Raw genomic sequence first — 18,046 nt, forward strand, 5'->3', positions numbered from 1 at the left:
CCTCACGAAGGTACTAAAGCGGTAGCTCGGCCATGTTCTCTAGATCGTGCTATACCCCACGAGAGTCCTTATGCCAGACGGTCCTGTTGATGTAATCGACATAACTCAACACGATTCGAAGCACCTGCTTTGAGACTGGGCCAGCTTCGTAGTCGGGAACAGTTCTAAAAATTCGAGGATCTGTTTGATGGTGGTTGATCACGACCTGCACGGCCTCAAGGACGCGGCGGCTTTTCAAGCCGCTCATGACCAAGGTACCCACGTCCATGCCTTCTGGTCTTTCGTGCGCGTTTCGGATCGTGATAGCCGGAAGGTTCAACAGAGACGCTTCTTCGGTAATGGTGCCGCTGTCGGAAAGTATGCACAGGGCGGCCATTTGAAGACGAATGTAGTCGATAAATCCAAATGGTTTGGCGAAAACGATCCCATCGTGCTCTCCCATTGTGGCAAGAGCATCGAGCCGTTTGCGTGTCCGGGGATGAGTCGAAACCAGGACGGGATGTCCATATGTAGTCGCCAACTCTCGCAACGTATCCAAAATGTCGAAAAGGTTTTCGGCGGAGTCGACATTTTCCTCGCGGTGAATACTGACAAGGAAGAATTTTCGTTCTTCTAGACCGAGTCTCGTGACAGCGTCAGACGTGACGATCTTGGGCATATAGTGCTGCAGAACTTCCTGCATATGAGAGCCGGTCTTTATAATCGTCTCGGGAGGAATTCCTTCGGCGAGCAGGTACCGACGGGCGTGCTCAGTTAGCACCAAATTTATATCGCTAAGATGATCCAACACCTTGCGATTCAGCTCCTCTGGCACTCGCTGGTCGAAGCACCTGTTGCCTGCTTCCATATGGAATACCGGAATCTTCTTCCGCTTCGCTGCAATCACCGCGAGACAGGTGTTCGTATCACCATATAGCAGCAGCGCGTCCGGCTTCTCCGCGTTCAGCACCTCATCCGCTTTTGCTATAACGTCTGCGATCGCTTTCGCCGGAGTTTCGTTATTTACTCCCAGAAAGTGATCGGGCTTTCGGATCCCAAGCTCATCAAAAAAGATCTGGTTCAGCTCAAAATCATAGTTTTGTCCCGAATGGACCAGCACGTGGTCTACTTGAGCATCGAATTCTGCAATTACGCGGCTCATTTTGATGAGCTCCGGCCGCGTCCCGAGCAATGTCATCACCTTCATCGGCGCGCCAAAGCTCCGCTGTTTGGTATGCCCGGTCATCGAGCAAGCTCAGCGCGAACGAAATCGAGTGACGCCAGCCGTTCCTTAAGTCCCGCTACAGTGAGCCGTTCGGTGTTGTGTGACGTATAGTCCTCGGCGCGGGATAGTTCGACTTCGCCCTCCACGAAAAATTTGTCGTAATTCAGATCCCGATTGTCCGCCGGGATTTGAAAGTATCGTTCCGACTGAGAAGCTCTAATGATTTCCTCACGTGCAATCAGGGTCTCAAATAGCTTTTCGCCGTGGCGAGTGCCGATGACCTTGACCGGGTTGTTCGCACCGAAGAGTTCTTTCAGTGCAACTGCCAAATCGGCCATCGTGGCCGCCGGCGCCTTTTGCACAAAGATATCGCCGGGTTTGCTGTACTGGTACGCATGAACGACAAGCTCGACCGAATCCTCCAGCGACATCAAGAATCGCGTCATCTTGGGATCCGTTACTGTGACGGGAAGACCGCTTTTGATCTGGTGCATAAACAATGGGATCACAGATCCGCGCGAGCCCATTACATTCCCGTAGCGAGTGATGCAGAGAATAGTGTCTCCGGCATCCCTCGATTTTGCCATGACGACCTTCTCCGCCATCGCCTTTGAAAGGCCCATAGCATTAATCGGATAGACGGCTTTGTCTGTGCTTAAGAAGACAACGCGGTTTACGCCCGCCTCGATCGCGGCCTGCAGCACATTCTCGGTTCCAATTACATTGGTGCGCAATGCCTCGACCGGATAGAACTCGCAGGATGGCACCTGCTTGAGTGCTGCAGCATGGAAAACATAGTCGACGCCTTTCATTGCCTCGCGAATGTTTCCGTAATCTCGAACGTCGCCCAGGAAGAACCGCACCTTCTTGTTCTTAAGCTCCGTGCGCATATCCTCCTGCTTCTTCTCGTCGCGACTGAATATGCGAACTTCTCCAATTTCCGTATGGAGGAAGCGACGCAAGACGGCATTGCCAAAAGAGCCTGTCCCGCCTGTAATCATCAATACCTTGTTCTCAAACACTTTTCATTTCCCGACGTAGGTCAGCTTGGTACAAATGTTGGATTAGTTCCGGCCAACCGGCTGCACGATATCCTGTCGCCTTACTGAACTTCTCCGAGTTTAGCGAACGATCGATCTTCAGCTTGACGTCCTTTCGGATATCAATTTGCTTCCCATACTGGCGTGCCAGAAGATGCAGAAGATCGAATTTGGAGATCGGAGCCGCGGAAACGTGATAGAGGCCGGCGAGCTCTCTTTTTGGGAGCACAACGTCGCGAATAACGTTGGCAAGCTCCGGTGTCGGCAACCCGGAAAAGATTGCCTCCGCGTAACCCTTGACTGAGCCTTGCTGGGAGAGAAACCACTCTAGCAACGAATGCGCAGTGTAAAGCTCTCGGCCAATTATCGACGTGCGCAACGTCACCGCATTTTCGTAATGGAGCAGTTCGCCCAACAGTTTTGACCGACCGTAGACATCGTGAGCGTCCGTAACGTCATCTTCCGTGTAATTCCCTTTTGATCCAGAGAAGACGCAGTCAGTGCTGATGTGAATCAATCTGGCCCCGATCAAAGCGCACAACCGAACTAGCCGATGGGGAAAGATTGCATTGATTGGCAGGGCGACCAACGGGTCCGACGCTGAAGCAAGCTGCTTCACCAGGCCGATACAGTTCACGACTGCCTCTGGGCGCTCTCGATCCAGGAGGGAGACAATTGCGTTTTCATCAAGAACATCCAAAGAGACGAAGCGCGCCTGTGGTGCTGACAGGTAGCGGGACGCGGTTCTGTCGCGCACGGTCGCAAGCACCTCGAGCCTGTCAGATGCCATAAACGAGCGGAACACCGCGGCTCCGAGCATTCCGCTTGCGCCTAAGATAACGACCTTATTCTTATGCATGGCAACTCGTCCGTGATTGCAAAATGCCCACCAGTCGGCTCAGCACTCTATCGACGTCAAAATGTGTCTCGTAATACGCCTTCCCTGCCCGCCCCAGTTCGTGCCTCATTTGAGTGGGCATCTTGAAAAGAGCGGCGATACTCCGAGCAAGGCCTGCGCTGTCTTCAGCGTGAACGGCAAATCCCGCTCCAGCCGCTTCGATCAGATCGGCAGCTGCACCATTAATCGCGCCGACTATTGGCCGTCCCGCCTTCATATAGGCCTGCATTTTGCTAGGAATGGTTGCGTTGAGAGCGGGATGATCACCGAGGGTTACGAGGAGGCAATCCGCCGACTCGAATAGCGCAGGCATCATGCGATGATCCAACAAGCCAACCATTTTCACGTTGGTCAGCCCAGAACCGGCAATTGCCTTTTTCAGCGGCTCGGCGTGACTTCCTGTCCCGGCAATAATGATCAAGATTTCCGGATGGACCTGGAGAAGGCGGGCTGCGTCGACAATCGTAGATAGCGATTGAGCTCGACCGAGATTGCCCGCAAAAACTACTGAGAACCGACGGCGGAACAGCTGTTCAACAGCCACGGGCAAACGAAGACGCTCTTCCTCGCCAGACGGGGCGAAGTTTGGAAGAACAAAGATCCGTTGGCGTGGGATTATTCTAGCGATCGGGCGGACGAATTCGTTTGATTGGACGAGCACGCTGCCCGCCGCGCGATAGATAAATCTCACCATCAGGTCCAGGGCCGCTACGAAAAGACGGCTATGGATGACACCAGTCGATGTTACAACCTCTGGCCACAGGTCTTGAACCCAAAGCGCGAGATGAGACCGTTTGATCCAGTGCAGAATAATCGCGGGAATTGCTGCGGTTATTGGCATCGCAAATACGAGAACTACGTCGAACTCCTGGCCTTTAAGTAGCCGAGGTAGCCGGAGCAGGCCTGACCAAGCGAAAGACAGGTAGTTAAGTACCAAATCTAGGGCTGTGGCCCCGTATCTCGGCCGACTTGGAATCCGCACAACGCTAATGCCCGAGAAGGTCTCGCACTGAACGCCATGTCTCGTGTATCCGGGTGCAAGTTGACCAGAGGGATAACTAGGCTTTCCGGTGGCGACAACAACCGAGTGTCCCGACCGAGCAAGCCAGCGAGCCATATCGTTTACAATGAACGTCTCAGGCCAAAAATACTGTGTCACAATCAAGATACGCATCAGACCAAGGCAAGTCAGGGTTTAGGATCGCCTCCACGGGAGATCCGATCGCAGCTCATAAGTGGTCGCTCGGCAATTCAAACAAAAGAAAACGCTCAGCGTAGCGATTCATCTCCTTCGTAATCGAGGGCCGTTGACGAAGACCCAGCACGACGATGTCTGCTAGACCTGCCTAACGGCACTCCAACAACCGAAGCGCATTTCTCTCTCCTGCAAGTTGCAGCAGTAGCGGAGTTGGTGGTCGATGAAAACAAGACGCATCTGCTCAACCAACGGAAGGCGTCTTAATGTTCCGCACCGTGTTTTTAATGCGTCATTTTTGTACGAAGCGTACTAACTGCTGAACGGCTCCTGTCATTACGACGCCGGGCTATCTTGATGGCCTTGGTGGAGTTGGCTAGAGAAAACGTATGCCGGTCGGCTTCGCGTACATCTGGTGATTGCGAGCTAATGCAGCAGCAAACTACCGAACAGTCGGGCTAAGGCTTTTGCGGGTCGTTCTTGTTAACGTCTGGATGGATCCTCAGAGAGGAGGGGGAACGGCCGAAAGGACTCGGCGGTTGGCGCTTAGCCTGGCTCAGCTCGATTGCCAGTGTACCGTCCTGACGATGGGATCGACCCCATGGCGGCGCGAGTTGGAACAAGCAGGCGTTGACGTACTTTCGGTTATATATCTCGGGGATCGCTATCCCCTACCTTTGATCAACGTGGCCAGGCTGTTTTCGTTGTTTCGCAGGGCCGATATCATTCACATTATGGGAGTGTGGTTTCTTCTGGCTGCGGTGAGCTCTGTTTTGGGTTTTCTTGCAGGAGCGTCAGTGGTGTTGTGTCCTGCCGGCTCGCTCACAAGATTTGGCCGCGATGCATGGCTCAAGCGCTTCTACCTCGCCATCGCAGGGTGGTGGATGCTTCGGACCGCCGGGTCGATCATCGCAACGACCCGGCAAGAGCAAGAACTGCTAGTGTCTGACTTCGGCATGCCGCCTTCGTTAATATTCATATCTCCAAATGGCATTGAAGCTCCGCAACGCCCATCGCAAAGCGCCCAAATGCCGGATGGCAGGATCATTCTATTTTTGGGCCGCTTGGTTGCAATCAAGGCACCGGATCTGCTTGTCGAAGCGTTTGCTCTGGTCGCGCCTGTCTTGGACGATACAATATTGGTCTTTAGTGGACCGGACCATGGTCAGCAGTTGAAGCTCGAGAATCGGGTGTGCGAATTGATGCTCGGGAGCCGAGTGATATTCACCGGCTTTATCGATGAGAAGCATCGCACGGCGTTACTGGCAAGGACATCCGTTCTTGTCGTGCCTTCGCACTCGGAAGTAATGTCCATGGTTGCCCTCGAGGCGGGGGCAATGGGCGTGCCGGTCATTGTTTCCAAAAAGTGCGGTTTCCCCGAAGTAGGGGAGGTGGGGGGCGGGTTTGTCGTTGACGCAGACAGCCCAGCCTTGGCGCGTGCTCTGGTGCAGATACTGTCGGACGATGCCAACCGCGCCGAGATGGGCAAGCGGTTGCAGAAGTTTGTGCTAGAGCGCTTTTCCTGGCCTGCAGTTGCTGCCTCTCTCGTCGAACATTTTGCAACGCTTGAGAAATAAGAGCCCCTTCTCAAATGTCCTCTTACAACGCTCTCCCAACACCCGCAGTTCGCCATCGTGTCGCAGTCGCGCGACCGTCGCAAAGTCACCAAAGCATCAACGTAGAAACACCTCATGTCGGCACGTGGTCGCTTCATTTTTCGGTTCCTTGTAAGTGTGGTAGTGCTGGTTGGGTCGTTCTGGCTTACATTGGCAATTCTCGGTTACCTGGATGATTTGCGGGTAACTCGTGCCGCTGAAACAGTAGAGGAGGTCCGGCCGAACAGCTGGAGAACGTCAGGGGGCGCGTCTTACGACGTTCAGGGCGACGCAATCGTAATGAGAGGTCCTAATTTTATCTTTTTTGAAAGAGGTTGCGATCAATGCGCCGCGGTTGACTTCTCGATAGACGTTCAGCGTGCAGGTACGGCGAATGTGCAGCTCCTATTTCTGGACTCAAACGAAGCAGCCGTTTCTCAACCGATAATTCAAACAATATCGGAAATGACTAGAAAGGTAGCGCAAGTCAGCGCGACCGCTCCGCCAGGAGCCGCCAAGGTCAGAATTTTGGTTTACTCTCCTCGATCGGGCGAGGCCGTGACGTTCGCTAACGCGGTATTTCGATCCCGAGGAAGAACTTGACGAAGCCTGAGAAGAGTAAGGATACGGAATGTAGTTGGGAGTGGAGGGCGATCTCGCCATCTGTCGGTTGCGATGATCAGGAAAGTCGCAGCGCGACAGCTCCCATTGTGAAAGCTACTATGTGGTAAGAAGGGATGACACTCGTGAAAGATAATGTGTCCGTGGAGGACGAGATTCTTCGGCAAAAGTGGTTCTACAAGTTTCGTCTACCAAGTGGCCGAGAAACTGAACAATATGTGAGCGAGGAGATAGACAAAATACATCAGACGCGACTTTCGATGATGATGGATGCTCTTGCAGGGGACTTCGCGGAATCCTCTGACTTGACCGCGATCGATTTGTCTAGTCATCAGGGCTTCTTTAGCATCGAGATGGCAAAGCATTGTCGGAGTGTGCTTGGCCTCGAGTATCAACAGCGTCATATAGATTCTGCTCGCCTGATCACTCAAGCGCTTTCCGCAACCAACGTGAAATTCGAGCAGGTTGATTTGGAGCATATGGCCCCAGGCTCGTTCGATCCCGCCGATCTCGTGATCGCTTTCGGATTATTCTACAACCTCGAAAATCCGATCGGGGTCCTGCGACGCGCCCGCGAGCTAACGCGGCGTGTCCTATTGATTGAAACGCAAACGACGATTTTGGATCTTGAAGGGGCTATTGACTCCGGGCATCACAGCAACACCAACTACATGCATGGATACTTTGGGCTGTTGTCCGGAAATCCAGACAACATTGATGGCAGTGCGTCCGATATCGTTCTTTACCCAAGTCCGCGCGCGCTGATCTGGGCGCTCAAAAAACTCGGCTTCGGCCGGGTTCGCACGCTCAGTCCTCCGGCCGGGGCCTATCAACAGCTTGCCACCGGCAAGCGAATTATGATTGAAGCCAGATTTTGAGGCGTGTCTTTGGACAATTGATGGTTTGATGGTGACTATAGCACGAAGGGGATTGTTGCTGGAGGCAACATCTAGGCGCGCGGCAATTGCTTCGGGTAACCCCGCAGGTAAATGTCGAGCGGCAGGGGAGACAGGATCATAGTGACCTCGATTGAAGGCGTGCTCTGGTCTTGTCGATCCGCACCGAATTTATCGTGTCGCGGCAGTCAAAGCACATCGATGTTTTGTTCGCCGTTAGTCGCGAGAAGGATGAGGAGGGCGGCAACGTATTCCTTGATCCTATTCCTTCTGAGTTGGGCTGAGTGCGAGCGGCGCGGACCCTTGCGGAGATGCCAGAGGCGGCTTCGGGGTCGTTTTTTTCGGCGCCGGGCGCGTTATAGCGGCGCGGATCTCTGCCACGATCCCCTTCAGTGTACCGACCTCGGCGGTCAGTTGAGCGACTTGGCTGGAGAGCCGTTTGAGTTCAGCTTGTTGCACCTGAAGGGTAGCTGATGATTGCTGTAGGGCAGCCGCCGTGGTCTGCCGGTAGGCCTGAAAGTCGCTGGTTGGGAGATAGGTGACCGTCGGTACCTGGTGCTGAGGTGCCTGGGAGAACAATTCGCCCCTGCTCGCGCGCCAGCCGAATGCTGATGCTACGCCGAGCAGCGCGAGGGCTATGCACCATGCAGCAAATACACTGTGCCGAATGGGCGTGGGATCGCGGTCGTCACCTACCCCGAGATCGTATTCGGGCCCGATTTCGAGCTCATGAGCGTCCGCGTACTTGTGTGAATAACGTATCCGTCCGGTGAAGGCCGCCTCGCCGAATGAGGCGTGTTGTTGAGAACTGTCCTTATGGACAGTGATAGGCGCAGTGCCCAAGTCGAACGGCTCGAAGTAGTGGACACAGGCCGACGGCGGCGCTGCTCCGAGGACGAGAAGCTCAAGATCGTCCGGAGAGCTTGCAGGCGCGCGCCAGGTCGCGGCGACAGCGCGGCGGTATGGCGTTTCGCGCTCATTGCTGCTGCGATGGCGGCGGTCGTTTCGTATCCATTCGGCGTAGGCCGCAGGGTTACCGCCTGAGCAGTCCAGGGTTCTCTTTGTAGAACCTAATCAGCTCGATGAGGTTTTCGATTCCGGAGTCGGTGAGCGCCTGGACGCCGTCTTCTCCGACGCCATGGACCCAGATGACGCCGTCCTCGATCTCCATTTCGTTGGCGATGTCCCACAGCCAATCCTCGTCTTCGCCGAGGTCTTTGGCGATTTTGGCGAGGGTGGTGACGTGATGGACTTGACGTGCGTGCTCATGCTGCTTGAGCGGAGAGCGTTGATGCCAGCGTCCAATTCCAGGGCAGAAGCTCGTCCAGGCGATGAGCCGGGTGGGTTGCGATGCGGGCAAGGACATCGGCCAGCCACACTTGCGGATCGATGCCGTTCATTTTTGCCGTGACGATCAGGCTGTACATGGTCGCCGCACGCCGTCCGCCGCGATCGGAGCCGCAGAACAGCCAGGACTTTCGGCCAAGAGCAATGCCCCTCAGCCCTCGCTCGGCGGCATTGTTGGAGAGACATACGCGCCCGTCCTCGAGGAACAAGGTGAAGCTCGTCCAGCGCTTCAGGATATAGTTGAACGCCTTGGCCAAGTCGTGCCCCCGAGACAGCTTGGCAAGCTGCTCCCGCATATAGACCTGGAGATCCTCGACCAGGGGCCGGCTCAGCGTCTGCCGCACCTGAAGGCGCTCCTCGGCACTCTTGCCGTTGATGGAGCGCTCGATCTCGAACAGTGCATCGATCCTCCGCACGACCTCGATCGCGATCGGAGAGAGCGGGATTTCCTTCTTGCCGGTGGCCTTGCGCCGGGCATTCTCTTCGATGTCGGCCATGGCAAAGAACGGGCGCCGTCCATGCGACCAGCAGGCAGCCTCCCGGATTGGGCCTGGCTGGCGTCCCGCCAGATAGAGCTGGTTGTACCCGTCATAGGCGTCGGCCTGCAGGATGGCAGCATACCCCGCCAGATGCCCCTGAGGATGCTCGCCCTTGCGGTCGCGTGAGTAATAGAACATCGCCGCCGGCGGGTCCGTGCCTCCAAACGGCCGGTCGTCCCGGACGTAGATCCAGCATCGTCCCGTATCGGTTTTGCCCTTGGCCAGCACCGGCACGGTCGTATCGTCGGCATGAAGGCGCTCGGCCCTCATGACATGGGCTTCCAGCAGGCGCAGCAGGGGATCCAGCGAGGCACAGACTGCGCCTACGGCATCTGCCATGGTCGACAGTGCGATCGGCACGCCTTCCAGCACGTAGCGCTCGGCCTGGCGGTTCAAGGGCTGATGCTGACCGAACTTCTCGAACATGATCATGGCCAGGAGGCTCGGGCCAGCCCATCCCCGGGGGACGGCATGGAACGGTGCCGGCGCCTGGCTGATCTTCTCGCAGTCGCGACAGGAGAACTTCTCCCGGACCGTCTCGATCACCTTCCACTGGCGCGGCACCACTTCCAGCGTCAGCGTCACGTCCTCGCCGAGCTTGCGCAGGCGGCTGCTGCCGCAACATTCACAAGCCGTAGGTCCATCGATTACCACCCGTTCCCGGGGAAGGTGCTCGGGGAAGGTCTGGCGCTCGGCACGCTTGCGGGTAAATCCCCGCACCGTCGTCGTCCTGGCCACCGCCCGTTCCGCCGCAAGCTCGTCCTCGGTGGCGTCCGTTTCCAGCTCCTCGAACGTCAGCGCCAACTGCTCGATCAGGCGCGACGAACGCTCCGACCGCTGGCCGTAGATTTGATGCCTTAGCTTGGCAATCTGCAGCTTCTGTTGCGCGATCAGCGCTTCATCTTCTGACGCTTTCGCGCGGGCGACCGCGAGTTCGGCGGCGATCTCGACACCCTTCGCGCGCTCGACTGCCAGCGCCTTCTTCAGGGCGGCAAGCTCATCCGGAGCAGCGTCGCGGTCGGCATCCATGAGACGCAGTGAATCACAGATTGGACGCGATGGGACTCCCCAAAATGCAAAAAGCTGCGGATTCTACGCTTAGCCCGCGCTTTGCGGCCGCCAGCTCAATTGCGGATTCCGCCAGTCGATCCCTTCCAGCATGTAGGCCATCTGCGCCGCCGAGATTGATACCGCGCCGTCGGACGCCGACGGCCAGATGAACTTGCCGCGATCCAGGCGCTTGGCGTAGAGCGACATGCCAAGCCCGTCATGCCAGAGGATCTTGACCAAATCGCCGCGGCGACCCCGGAAGATGTAGAGATCGCCAGCATGAGGATCGCGCTTCAGGCTCTGCTGGACCGCAAGCGCCAGGCTTTGCATTCCGCGGCGCATGTCGGTGTGGCCGGTGGCGATCCAGACCCTGACGCCGCTCGGGATGGGGATCATCGCCGTCTCAGAAGCTCAAGAACCCGCTGCAGCGCCTCAACATCAACGTCGCGGTCAACGCGCACGCGACAGCCGCCGCCAAGCTCGATCTCGATAATGCCGGCCCGTGCACGGTGCGCAGGCGGTGAAGACACCGGTTGTGGCGCGCCACTCGAGATCGGAGCCGCCGCAGGCGTGATCTCAACCGGAACAAGCACCGGCGCAGCATCGCCGCTCAACTTGCCTTCGCGCGCCAACCGGCGCCACGTGAACAATTGGCTTGTCGACAGCCCGTTACGTCGCGCAGTCACCGACACCAGACGCGACCCGCCATAGCTCTCGGTGACGATCCGCTGCTTCTCTTCCAATGTCCAACGGCGCCGTGCGCCCGTCGAAACGACTTCAAGTCGGGAAACCTTCGGCATAGGCACATGGTCAGTCATACGCCTATGTCTTCATCCTCCATCAAACCGCGCAAGGCGGTCTTCGCCGGAGCGATACTGAATAACGCACGATAACTCCCGAGCTGGTCGAACTTGGTGCAATTCGAGAATCGTTGGCCGACAACCAACAGTTTGGGAGAAGCCAGCCCTATCGTGCCGTTGTCGGCACAGCTTTCCGGGACAGGACCATCCAATTCGGACTGTCGTCTCTCAACAGGGTCCAATTTGGAAATACGAGATGGCCCACAGTACGAAGCCTTTTGCATCTTGTTGCCGCGCCTGCGTCATCTCTCAATTCGCCCTAGATGACGGCTCTTTCTTCTTCATTGATTACCTTCATCTCGATCTTCTCCATCGCGATACCGATCAGCACCCCAGTCAGAAGAGGTGACGTTACATTGAACGAAAGCGCATCGTGGAGCCAATCATGCATAACTGGCGCTTTCAAAGTCCCTGAGGCCACGGCTGCCGTAATCATGTAAGTGCCGGTCAAAAGAAGCGGTAGGGAAAAAACAAACCTAGCGATGGCTTTCTTGCCCGGTTCGAGAAGGATGTTGTGGTCCACGTAGGATTCGAAAGTGTTATCGCCAAGTAGCGGCTGCCCGAGCCGGTCCTTGATGAAAAATCCGATGATCGGTTTCTCGACGGGGACATTGGCCTTCACTGCCACGGTTACACATACCTTCTCGCCACCGCAGATTAGATGGAGAGGATCGCCGTTCTCTCTGGTCATAGATACGGCGATCACCTGCGCATCGCCACTGCCGTATGACGCGGAATGGTCGCTCGGCTCCGCAAGTTGAACGATTTGCGGAAGTATGCCAATGGACTTCGAATGGAGACTTCCCGCTGCGCCTTCTTTCTCGAGAACCTTTAGAGTGCCCGGCGCAGCTTCTGAAGTAGCAGAAGATAGATGACGAACTTCGGGCTCCGGTATCCCCATGGCCTGTGCGTTGACTGCAGCCGTGTAGGCTTCGCACACGTCACGAGCAGGCCCGATCAGCTTTGCCTGTCCTTTGTCGAGCCAGATCGCGCGCTGGCAGAGGTTAATAACGGCAGAGGTGTCGTGTCCGCAGAACAGCACAGTACCCCGTTCGCGGAATTTGCGAAGCCAGCGCATGCACTTCTGCTGGAAGTAGGCATCGCCCACCGCGAGCGCCTCGTCGACGACCAGGATATCCGCATCAACGTGAGCAATGACGGAAAAGGCCAAACGCATGGTCATACCGCTGGAATAGGTCTTTATCGGCTGATCGACATGCTCGCCGATGTCCGCGAAAGCCAGAATTTCATCAATACGCTGATCGACTTCCTGCGGCGTGAGGCCCAAGATCGATGCGTTCAGATGGATGTTCTCGCGCCCGGTGTATTCGGGATTGAAGCCTGAGCCGAGCTCAAGGAGTGCCGCAATCCGGCCGTTAGTCCTGGCTTCACCCGTCGTCGGGGTCAGCGTTCCGCACAAGAGCTGCAGTAGCGTGGACTTGCCGGAACCGTTCCGTCCGATCACGCCAAGTGTTTCACCACGTCTGACCGTCAGGGTGAGCGGACGTAGCGCCCAGAACGGGTCGTAGTACATGGGGGGCGTCAGCGTCTTACCGGTAAGGTTCGCGACCGGACGCATGACGGAATACAGCTTAGGTACAAGCGCCTGTTTCAGCCGGTCGGCCGGTTTCTTGTAGACCAAATAGGCCTTTGAAAGTTCACGAATGTCAATTGCGGGCTCTTCGGACATTAACGGCTCCCGGATGGGCTGGATCCTAGTTTGCGGGGCACTATGAACCAGTCAGGTGCGCCAAACGCGTGCCGGCAACGACGACTGCCAGCGTGGCCACAAGGAGCATAGGGTCTGAGTTATGCTCTGGTGAGTAGGATAGACCAGGTGAAAGCGTTGGAAGCTGATCCAATGTAAACCCCGATCTCAAAGCACATCGGCGAACCCGTTCCGCAGTCGCTGAAATATCCAAAATGCAACCGCCAGGACAGAAAGTCCCGCTAATGAGTAAACTGAAAGCCCAATGAAGTCCGGCAACCGGCCGAAGATAACGACATCACGTACCTGCTGTACGATGAATGTGAGAGGATTGAGCCACATCGCGGATCGGAATTCCTCAGGAACGGCTTCTATAGGGAAGAATATTGGCGTCAGGAATAGAGTTATCGTAATGAGTACCGAGACTAGCTGAGACAGATCTCTTAAATACACTCCAACGGCCGCAAGGACAAAGACAAGCGCGGCCACAACTATCGCGTAAGGTCCAAGTACGAGCGGTAACAACAACGCTGTCGGGAAGATCATCCCTTTCAAGACCAGGTTCATGGTCAGGACGATTGCGCTGCCGATGCAGGCATTTATGAGTGAACTGAGCACAATGACGACCGGAAGAATCTCAAGTGGAAACACGACCTTCTTAACGTAGTTTGCATTTCCGATGACGGTGCTCGGAGCCCTCGCGATCGATTCTGCAAACACGCCATGCACAACCATGCCAGTCAAAACAATAATAGCGAAGTCGAACGGTCCCCCTGTGGTCTCCGTCCATCGCGCCTTGAAAACTGTGCTGAACACAAACGTATATATAGCAGCCGTGAACACCGGCATTATGATTGCCCAGGCCATGCCGAGCATGCTTCCGCGAAAGCGCTGGCTGAACTCCCGCGAGCACAATCTGCGAATTAAATTGCCGTGTCCGTGCAACGAACGGAAAAGCGCGATCAATGATGCAGGTCTCTGGCTGATCGTTAGCATTATGCCATCTCCAATCGTTGCCGAACAAACGCAAGTGTCAGCAAAATTCTGTTGACGATCTTTGATGCTGCCTCTCGGATCGTGCCAACAGCGCGATTGCGCAGCCGTGCTTCTTCGATAAGCAGCGCCTTGAATTCATTGGGCATGCTCGATCAATCCGCGACAGGATTCAGCTAGTAGCCGAGAAAGCGACGAACCGCATCACTGAGCCGTTCGAGGGTGAAGTCCGAGTGAAAAGCGCTCTGTGCCCCGTCAGCCAGGCGTTTATATAGATCCTGGTCTTCGACCAGATGTAACAATCCGTCGTACACCGCATCAGCTTCCATTGCCCGGCAAATAAACCCGGCGCGGCGTTCCTCGAGATAACGAGCCGCGTTTGCGTATTTCGGCCCGTGAAACAGGATCGGACGTCCCGCCGCAAGGTAAGTTGGAATCTTTGAAGGAAAGCTAAGTTCGGCGACCTCAACCATGGAGGCCTTGAACGGATAGGGGCAATACAGAATGTCACACGTTTCAGACAGTAGCTCTACCACCCTTGTTTGCGGTTGCCAGCCTTGGAAATCGAGATGTTCTTCTGGAACTCCCGGCGGCTTTTGGTGACCTAGCACTCGCACCACGACTCTTCGCCCGTTTACTTGCCATCCAGCGAGACTCAAGGACCAGGCGAGCTGATTCCATTCCTCAGAAGCATAGAATTGGCCGGCCATGCCGATCGCCAATTCGTCTTGACAGCGTAACGTCGGTTCAGGTTTCCGCGCGATCGACTGGTCGAGCGACGCTATAATTGGATGGCTTATCGTACCGTATTTGCGCTCGTATCGGCGCGCCATTTCCCAAGAGGCGGTCGCGCAGCTCACAGACCGTTTTAGAGTGCGGTCGAACAAAGCCAGATCGAGTCGGGTGTTAATCGCGTCAACACCATGCGCGCTGAGCCACCATCCAAGGGGATCCCAAACTTGCGTACGCAAAGGAACACCCAATCCCAGGGCGACAGAACCCGTCATTCGCACCATTGTTTGGCCTTGCAAGATGGCCCACAATGCGGTTGCCCTCTGCTCTCTGCCAAACTCAACTGCTTGGTTCACAAGCGGGGTAATCAAATGCATGCGTCGGTACGTCTCGGCCAGAATGGTACTGGCGCACCTGATCGGAGATCGGCCTTTCCCAGCGTTTAGCTCATTGGGCTTAGGTACTACCCGCATCGGTACATGGCTGAGGTCTGCATAGAGCTCAGGGTGTAAATGAGGGTTCTGTACACAGAAGATGGCCAGCTCGCCTGGCGGAATACAACGGCACATTTGCGCCGTTACAATACCAGCCGTCAGATTGCTGGACGGCGGAATATCTGTGAGCAATAGTGTCTTCATTGGCGTGCACGAGAGTCCGCGGTAACGAAGCGATATAGCTCCGCCAGGCGCTTTGCGAATTGACGGTCGTCGTACCGTTCCTCGGCGAGCTTTCGGCCGGCAGCTCCTCGGGACTGTCGCTCAGATTTGTCCTCGACGAGATGTCTGATCGCATCTCGAAGAGCTGTCGAGCTACCCATCGGAACTGACAATCCGATGTTCGGCGCGCATGTTATCTCCGAAAGGGAAGTGCCATCAAATACGATCACCGGCTTCCCGCACGCCATTGCCTCGATCGCCATCATTCCGAAGGCTTCGGCGGTGGAGGGCATAACGAATAGATCGGCGGCCTTGAAAGCGTCAAGCATGACAGAGTCATCGTTGACCCACCCTAAATCGACGATCTGGTGAGTACCGATGAACTCGTTGAGCTGTCCCTTGTCATGCGTTGTAACGATAGTGATCGGAACGTTCAGTTTTCCAAGGCCGCGCAAAGCCTCTACCGCAAACTCAAAACCCTTAAAGGGACTCGAGAAGAACGCTCTCACCCCGATCACTAGCCGGTTGGGAAGAATCCCCAGTCGCCGCCTCGCAGCGTCCTTACCTTCGGGACTAAACTTTTCCAAGTCGAGTCCAAAGGGAATTACATGGACCCGCTTGTCTCGAGCGATTGGAGAAGCTTCAGCCATTCTTCGCATATGGTTTGAAGCAACCACGATATCGAGCTTAACTTTGCCAACAAGCCGTTGTTTCCAGCGGAACTCCTCAGATGAACGATCTCGGCGCATTGAGAAAGGCAGGTCAAGTCTCGGGCAATGACCACAGCCGACCTTCCACCGTGCACAGCCAAGAGGATAGATGCAATGACCCGTCATTGGCCATGGATCGTGCCATGTCCAGATCGTCGGCTTCAGCCGACTTAAAAGTGGCAGCGCATTGAGTCCAAAATAGCCGTCGTGGATTATGTGATAGTGAACGACGTCCGTATCGCGAAATGCACGATGGAATGGGATGCTAAATGATGAAGGTTGGAGATGTGAATGGACAGACATCGCGCGTTCAAAGCGTCCCAATGTCTTGGTCAAGAGTCGGCTACCTGGGATGGAGAGTAGTCTAGTTGATGACCGGCTTTCGCTCAGTTTATTCCAAACCAAATGGTGAGATGAAACTCCTTCGGCGGCAAGTAGCGCGCGCACGTCAAATCCGTTAAAGCGACTTCCTATGATATCAGAGGAGTTGACTTGAAGGACTTTGAGCAATGTGAAACCCCGCGGGCAACAACAAAATTAAGCAAAAGCTCGGCGATAGAATTCGGCCATTTTCGGTTTCAAGGTGTCTCGCCCCAGGCGAGATTCAATCACTTTGAAGTTCTCGATAGCCGCGTAGTCGACTAGGGCATCATCTTTCAGGGCTCTCTCGAACTTGTCGCAGATTTCTTCGAAATCGTCGGGAGGGACAGCAAAGCCGGTCATCGAGTTGACGAACCACTCCTCGCAGCAAGAGGTGTTTGTTTGGATTGGAAACGCCCCCATCGCCATGGCTTCGAGCACCGACGTTGAGATCGCATCAGAGATGCTGATCCCAAGGTAGATACGGGCCTTACCAAAATGACGAAGAATGTCATCGTGACTCGCTATGTCGATGATCTTGATGTTGAGAATTCCGGCATCTGCTAGTTCTAGCGCGCGTACTCGAGGCCTTGCACCCACCGAATAGAGGACGATTGTATACTCCCGCAACTGATCGGAGAATCGCTCTAGGAGGGCGAGCGAGATCATCGCGCGGCCTGCAAAATGATCGTAGCCCTTCACCATGATCATCTTGCGCTTGGAAGGCGGAACGGGATCGCGGAGAGATCGAACATGTTCGATGTCCATTCCCCCGGAATTCGGAAGGACGGGCATGTCGGGGCCGGAGTATCCGAATTTGCGTCCCAGCGCGAGGTCGCGGTGACATTCGCAGGAGTAGCGATCAATCGCCTGGCAAACGCGTTTGATCTGCCTCGCGTGGTCCGGAAAATTGCCAAAATAGAAGATGTCGCTACCCCAATTAGTCGCAAGCCATCGGGGAAAGCGCTTTGGCATGATATCTCGCGCGGCGAGCACGAGATATGCGGCGTGCTGAAATTCCATTGAGTGAATCAGGTCCGGCTGGAGACGCGCGATGAGCGCGGCCAGGACCTGCGGTCCATAGCGGCCTTCTGTCGTTGCATCACTTTCGTCCGCCCGTCCCAGCCGTACAGCCTCGCTTGGAGTTGTCAGCAGGCGTCCCACAAAGAACTCTTGTCGGATGACGCCCGCTCTGGGATGGACCTGCTTCGCCTTGCTCGATTGATCAGATCTGCCACGCAGGATCGCTCGCTTGAATGCTCTCTTGAGTTGTCGTGAGGCGCAGACAGGGTTTGTGCCAATCAAGCGTAAAAAAGTGATGGCGCGCCCCATCATGGAGCCTGATCGCCGTCGCGCTCCGGCGGTCGGTTCTTGTTCGCTCAGAACCGGCAAATGGAGGGTCACATTGCGGAGCTTCTCATGAGGATCGCCGGAATCCAAAGGGAAGAAGTGGAGGTCGTACCCCAGGTCGGCGGCAATATCGATCCACCTAGCAGTGTGAGGACTATGGTGCATTGCTACAAAGAGGAGTTTCCGACGGCGAGCCATAACTTGTCTGAAATACTGCTGCGACAACAACTACTTCTGCTCAGTAACAAATTTGATCTAGGTCTCGAAGCATACCAGCACCGGACGTATGCTT

Annotated in this window: 17 protein-coding genes; 2 read left to right on the forward strand and 15 right to left on the reverse strand. The window is 55.7% G+C overall.

All coding sequences use genetic code 11. The features are described 5' to 3' along the window. Positions 1 to 49: 49 nt before the first annotated feature. From wecB to GGD66_RS33550, 4 genes are read right to left on the reverse strand one after another with little or no spacing between them, the layout of a single operon-like run. Entirely contained in the window at positions 50 to 1,225 is a 1,176-nt protein-coding gene (gene wecB, locus GGD66_RS33535) for a non-hydrolyzing UDP-N-acetylglucosamine 2-epimerase (RefSeq protein WP_246789115.1), read from the reverse strand. Continuing rightward, complete coding sequence (locus GGD66_RS33540) at positions 1,222 to 2,226, reverse strand: polysaccharide biosynthesis protein (RefSeq protein ID WP_183260878.1); 1,005 nt, start codon at positions 2,224 to 2,226, stop codon at positions 1,222 to 1,224. The genes wecB and GGD66_RS33540 overlap by 4 nt, the downstream gene beginning before the upstream one ends. Beyond that, the gene (locus GGD66_RS33545) at positions 2,219 to 3,103 is read right to left on the reverse strand and encodes an SDR family oxidoreductase (RefSeq protein ID WP_183260880.1); all 885 of its coding nucleotides are present in this window, start codon (positions 3,101 to 3,103) and stop codon (positions 2,219 to 2,221) included. Before GGD66_RS33545 ends, GGD66_RS33540 begins: the two co-directional genes overlap by 8 nt. Continuing rightward, positions 3,096 to 4,316, reverse strand: a complete 1,221-nt coding sequence (locus GGD66_RS33550) for a glycosyltransferase family 4 protein (protein ID WP_210321759.1) — start codon at positions 4,314 to 4,316, stop codon at positions 3,096 to 3,098. The genes GGD66_RS33545 and GGD66_RS33550 overlap by 8 nt, the downstream gene beginning before the upstream one ends. Before the next feature lie 515 nt (positions 4,317 to 4,831). On the opposite strand from GGD66_RS33550, the gene GGD66_RS33555 reads away from it, so the two are divergent. Continuing rightward, positions 4,832 to 5,914, forward strand: coding sequence for a glycosyltransferase (locus GGD66_RS33555; RefSeq protein WP_246789116.1), 1,083 nt, complete (start codon positions 4,832 to 4,834; stop codon positions 5,912 to 5,914). Between the two features lie 764 nt (positions 5,915 to 6,678). Beyond that, complete coding sequence (locus tag GGD66_RS33560) at positions 6,679 to 7,431, forward strand: methyltransferase domain-containing protein (protein ID WP_183260886.1); 753 nt, start codon at positions 6,679 to 6,681, stop codon at positions 7,429 to 7,431. A 279-nt stretch (positions 7,432 to 7,710) separates the two neighbouring features. On the opposite strand, the gene GGD66_RS33565 is transcribed toward GGD66_RS33560, so the two are convergent. The 11 genes from GGD66_RS33565 to GGD66_RS33615 form a co-directional block, all read right to left on the reverse strand. Then, complete coding sequence (locus tag GGD66_RS33565) at positions 7,711 to 8,292, reverse strand: hypothetical protein (RefSeq protein WP_183260889.1); 582 nt, start codon at positions 8,290 to 8,292, stop codon at positions 7,711 to 7,713. 190 nt (positions 8,293 to 8,482) lie between these two features. Continuing rightward, complete coding sequence (locus GGD66_RS42290) at positions 8,483 to 8,620, reverse strand: hypothetical protein (protein ID WP_312014213.1); 138 nt, start codon at positions 8,618 to 8,620, stop codon at positions 8,483 to 8,485. Between the two features lie 94 nt (positions 8,621 to 8,714). Then, entirely contained in the window at positions 8,715 to 10,364 is a 1,650-nt protein-coding gene (gene tnpC, locus GGD66_RS33575; protein ID WP_183260891.1) for an IS66 family transposase, read from the reverse strand. A 69-nt stretch (positions 10,365 to 10,433) separates the two neighbouring features. Further along, positions 10,434 to 10,781: an IS66 family insertion sequence element accessory protein TnpB gene (gene tnpB / locus GGD66_RS33580; protein WP_183260893.1), complete on the reverse strand. Its 348-nt coding sequence runs from the start codon at positions 10,779 to 10,781 to the stop codon at positions 10,434 to 10,436. Then, on the reverse strand, positions 10,778 to 11,203 hold the full coding sequence (gene tnpA, locus GGD66_RS33585) for an IS66-like element accessory protein TnpA (RefSeq protein ID WP_210321760.1): 426 nt from the start codon (positions 11,201 to 11,203) through the stop codon (positions 10,778 to 10,780). The genes tnpB and tnpA overlap by 4 nt, the downstream gene beginning before the upstream one ends. A gap of 301 nt (positions 11,204 to 11,504) precedes the next feature. Continuing rightward, positions 11,505 to 12,935, reverse strand: coding sequence for an ABC transporter ATP-binding protein (locus tag GGD66_RS33590; RefSeq protein WP_183260896.1), 1,431 nt, complete (start codon positions 12,933 to 12,935; stop codon positions 11,505 to 11,507). Positions 12,936 to 13,121: 186 nt separating this feature from the next. Beyond that, the gene (locus tag GGD66_RS33595) at positions 13,122 to 13,949 is read right to left on the reverse strand and encodes an ABC transporter permease (RefSeq protein ID WP_183260898.1); all 828 of its coding nucleotides are present in this window, start codon (positions 13,947 to 13,949) and stop codon (positions 13,122 to 13,124) included. Further along, complete coding sequence (locus tag GGD66_RS33600; protein WP_183260900.1) at positions 13,949 to 14,095, reverse strand: hypothetical protein; 147 nt, start codon at positions 14,093 to 14,095, stop codon at positions 13,949 to 13,951. The genes GGD66_RS33595 and GGD66_RS33600 overlap by 1 nt, the downstream gene beginning before the upstream one ends. A gap of 27 nt (positions 14,096 to 14,122) precedes the next feature. Next, entirely contained in the window at positions 14,123 to 15,316 is a 1,194-nt protein-coding gene (locus GGD66_RS33605; RefSeq protein WP_183260904.1) for a hypothetical protein, read from the reverse strand. Further along, positions 15,313 to 16,380, reverse strand: coding sequence for a glycosyltransferase (locus GGD66_RS33610; protein ID WP_246789120.1), 1,068 nt, complete (start codon positions 16,378 to 16,380; stop codon positions 15,313 to 15,315). Before GGD66_RS33610 ends, GGD66_RS33605 begins: the two co-directional genes overlap by 4 nt. A gap of 201 nt (positions 16,381 to 16,581) precedes the next feature. Next, complete coding sequence (locus tag GGD66_RS33615) at positions 16,582 to 17,979, reverse strand: glycosyltransferase (RefSeq protein ID WP_183260906.1); 1,398 nt, start codon at positions 17,977 to 17,979, stop codon at positions 16,582 to 16,584. Between the last annotated feature and the right edge of the window lie 67 nt (positions 17,980 to 18,046).

The sequence above is a fragment of the Bradyrhizobium sp. CIR48 genome, assembly GCF_014198315.1.
GTDB lineage: Bacteria > Pseudomonadota > Alphaproteobacteria > Rhizobiales > Xanthobacteraceae > Bradyrhizobium.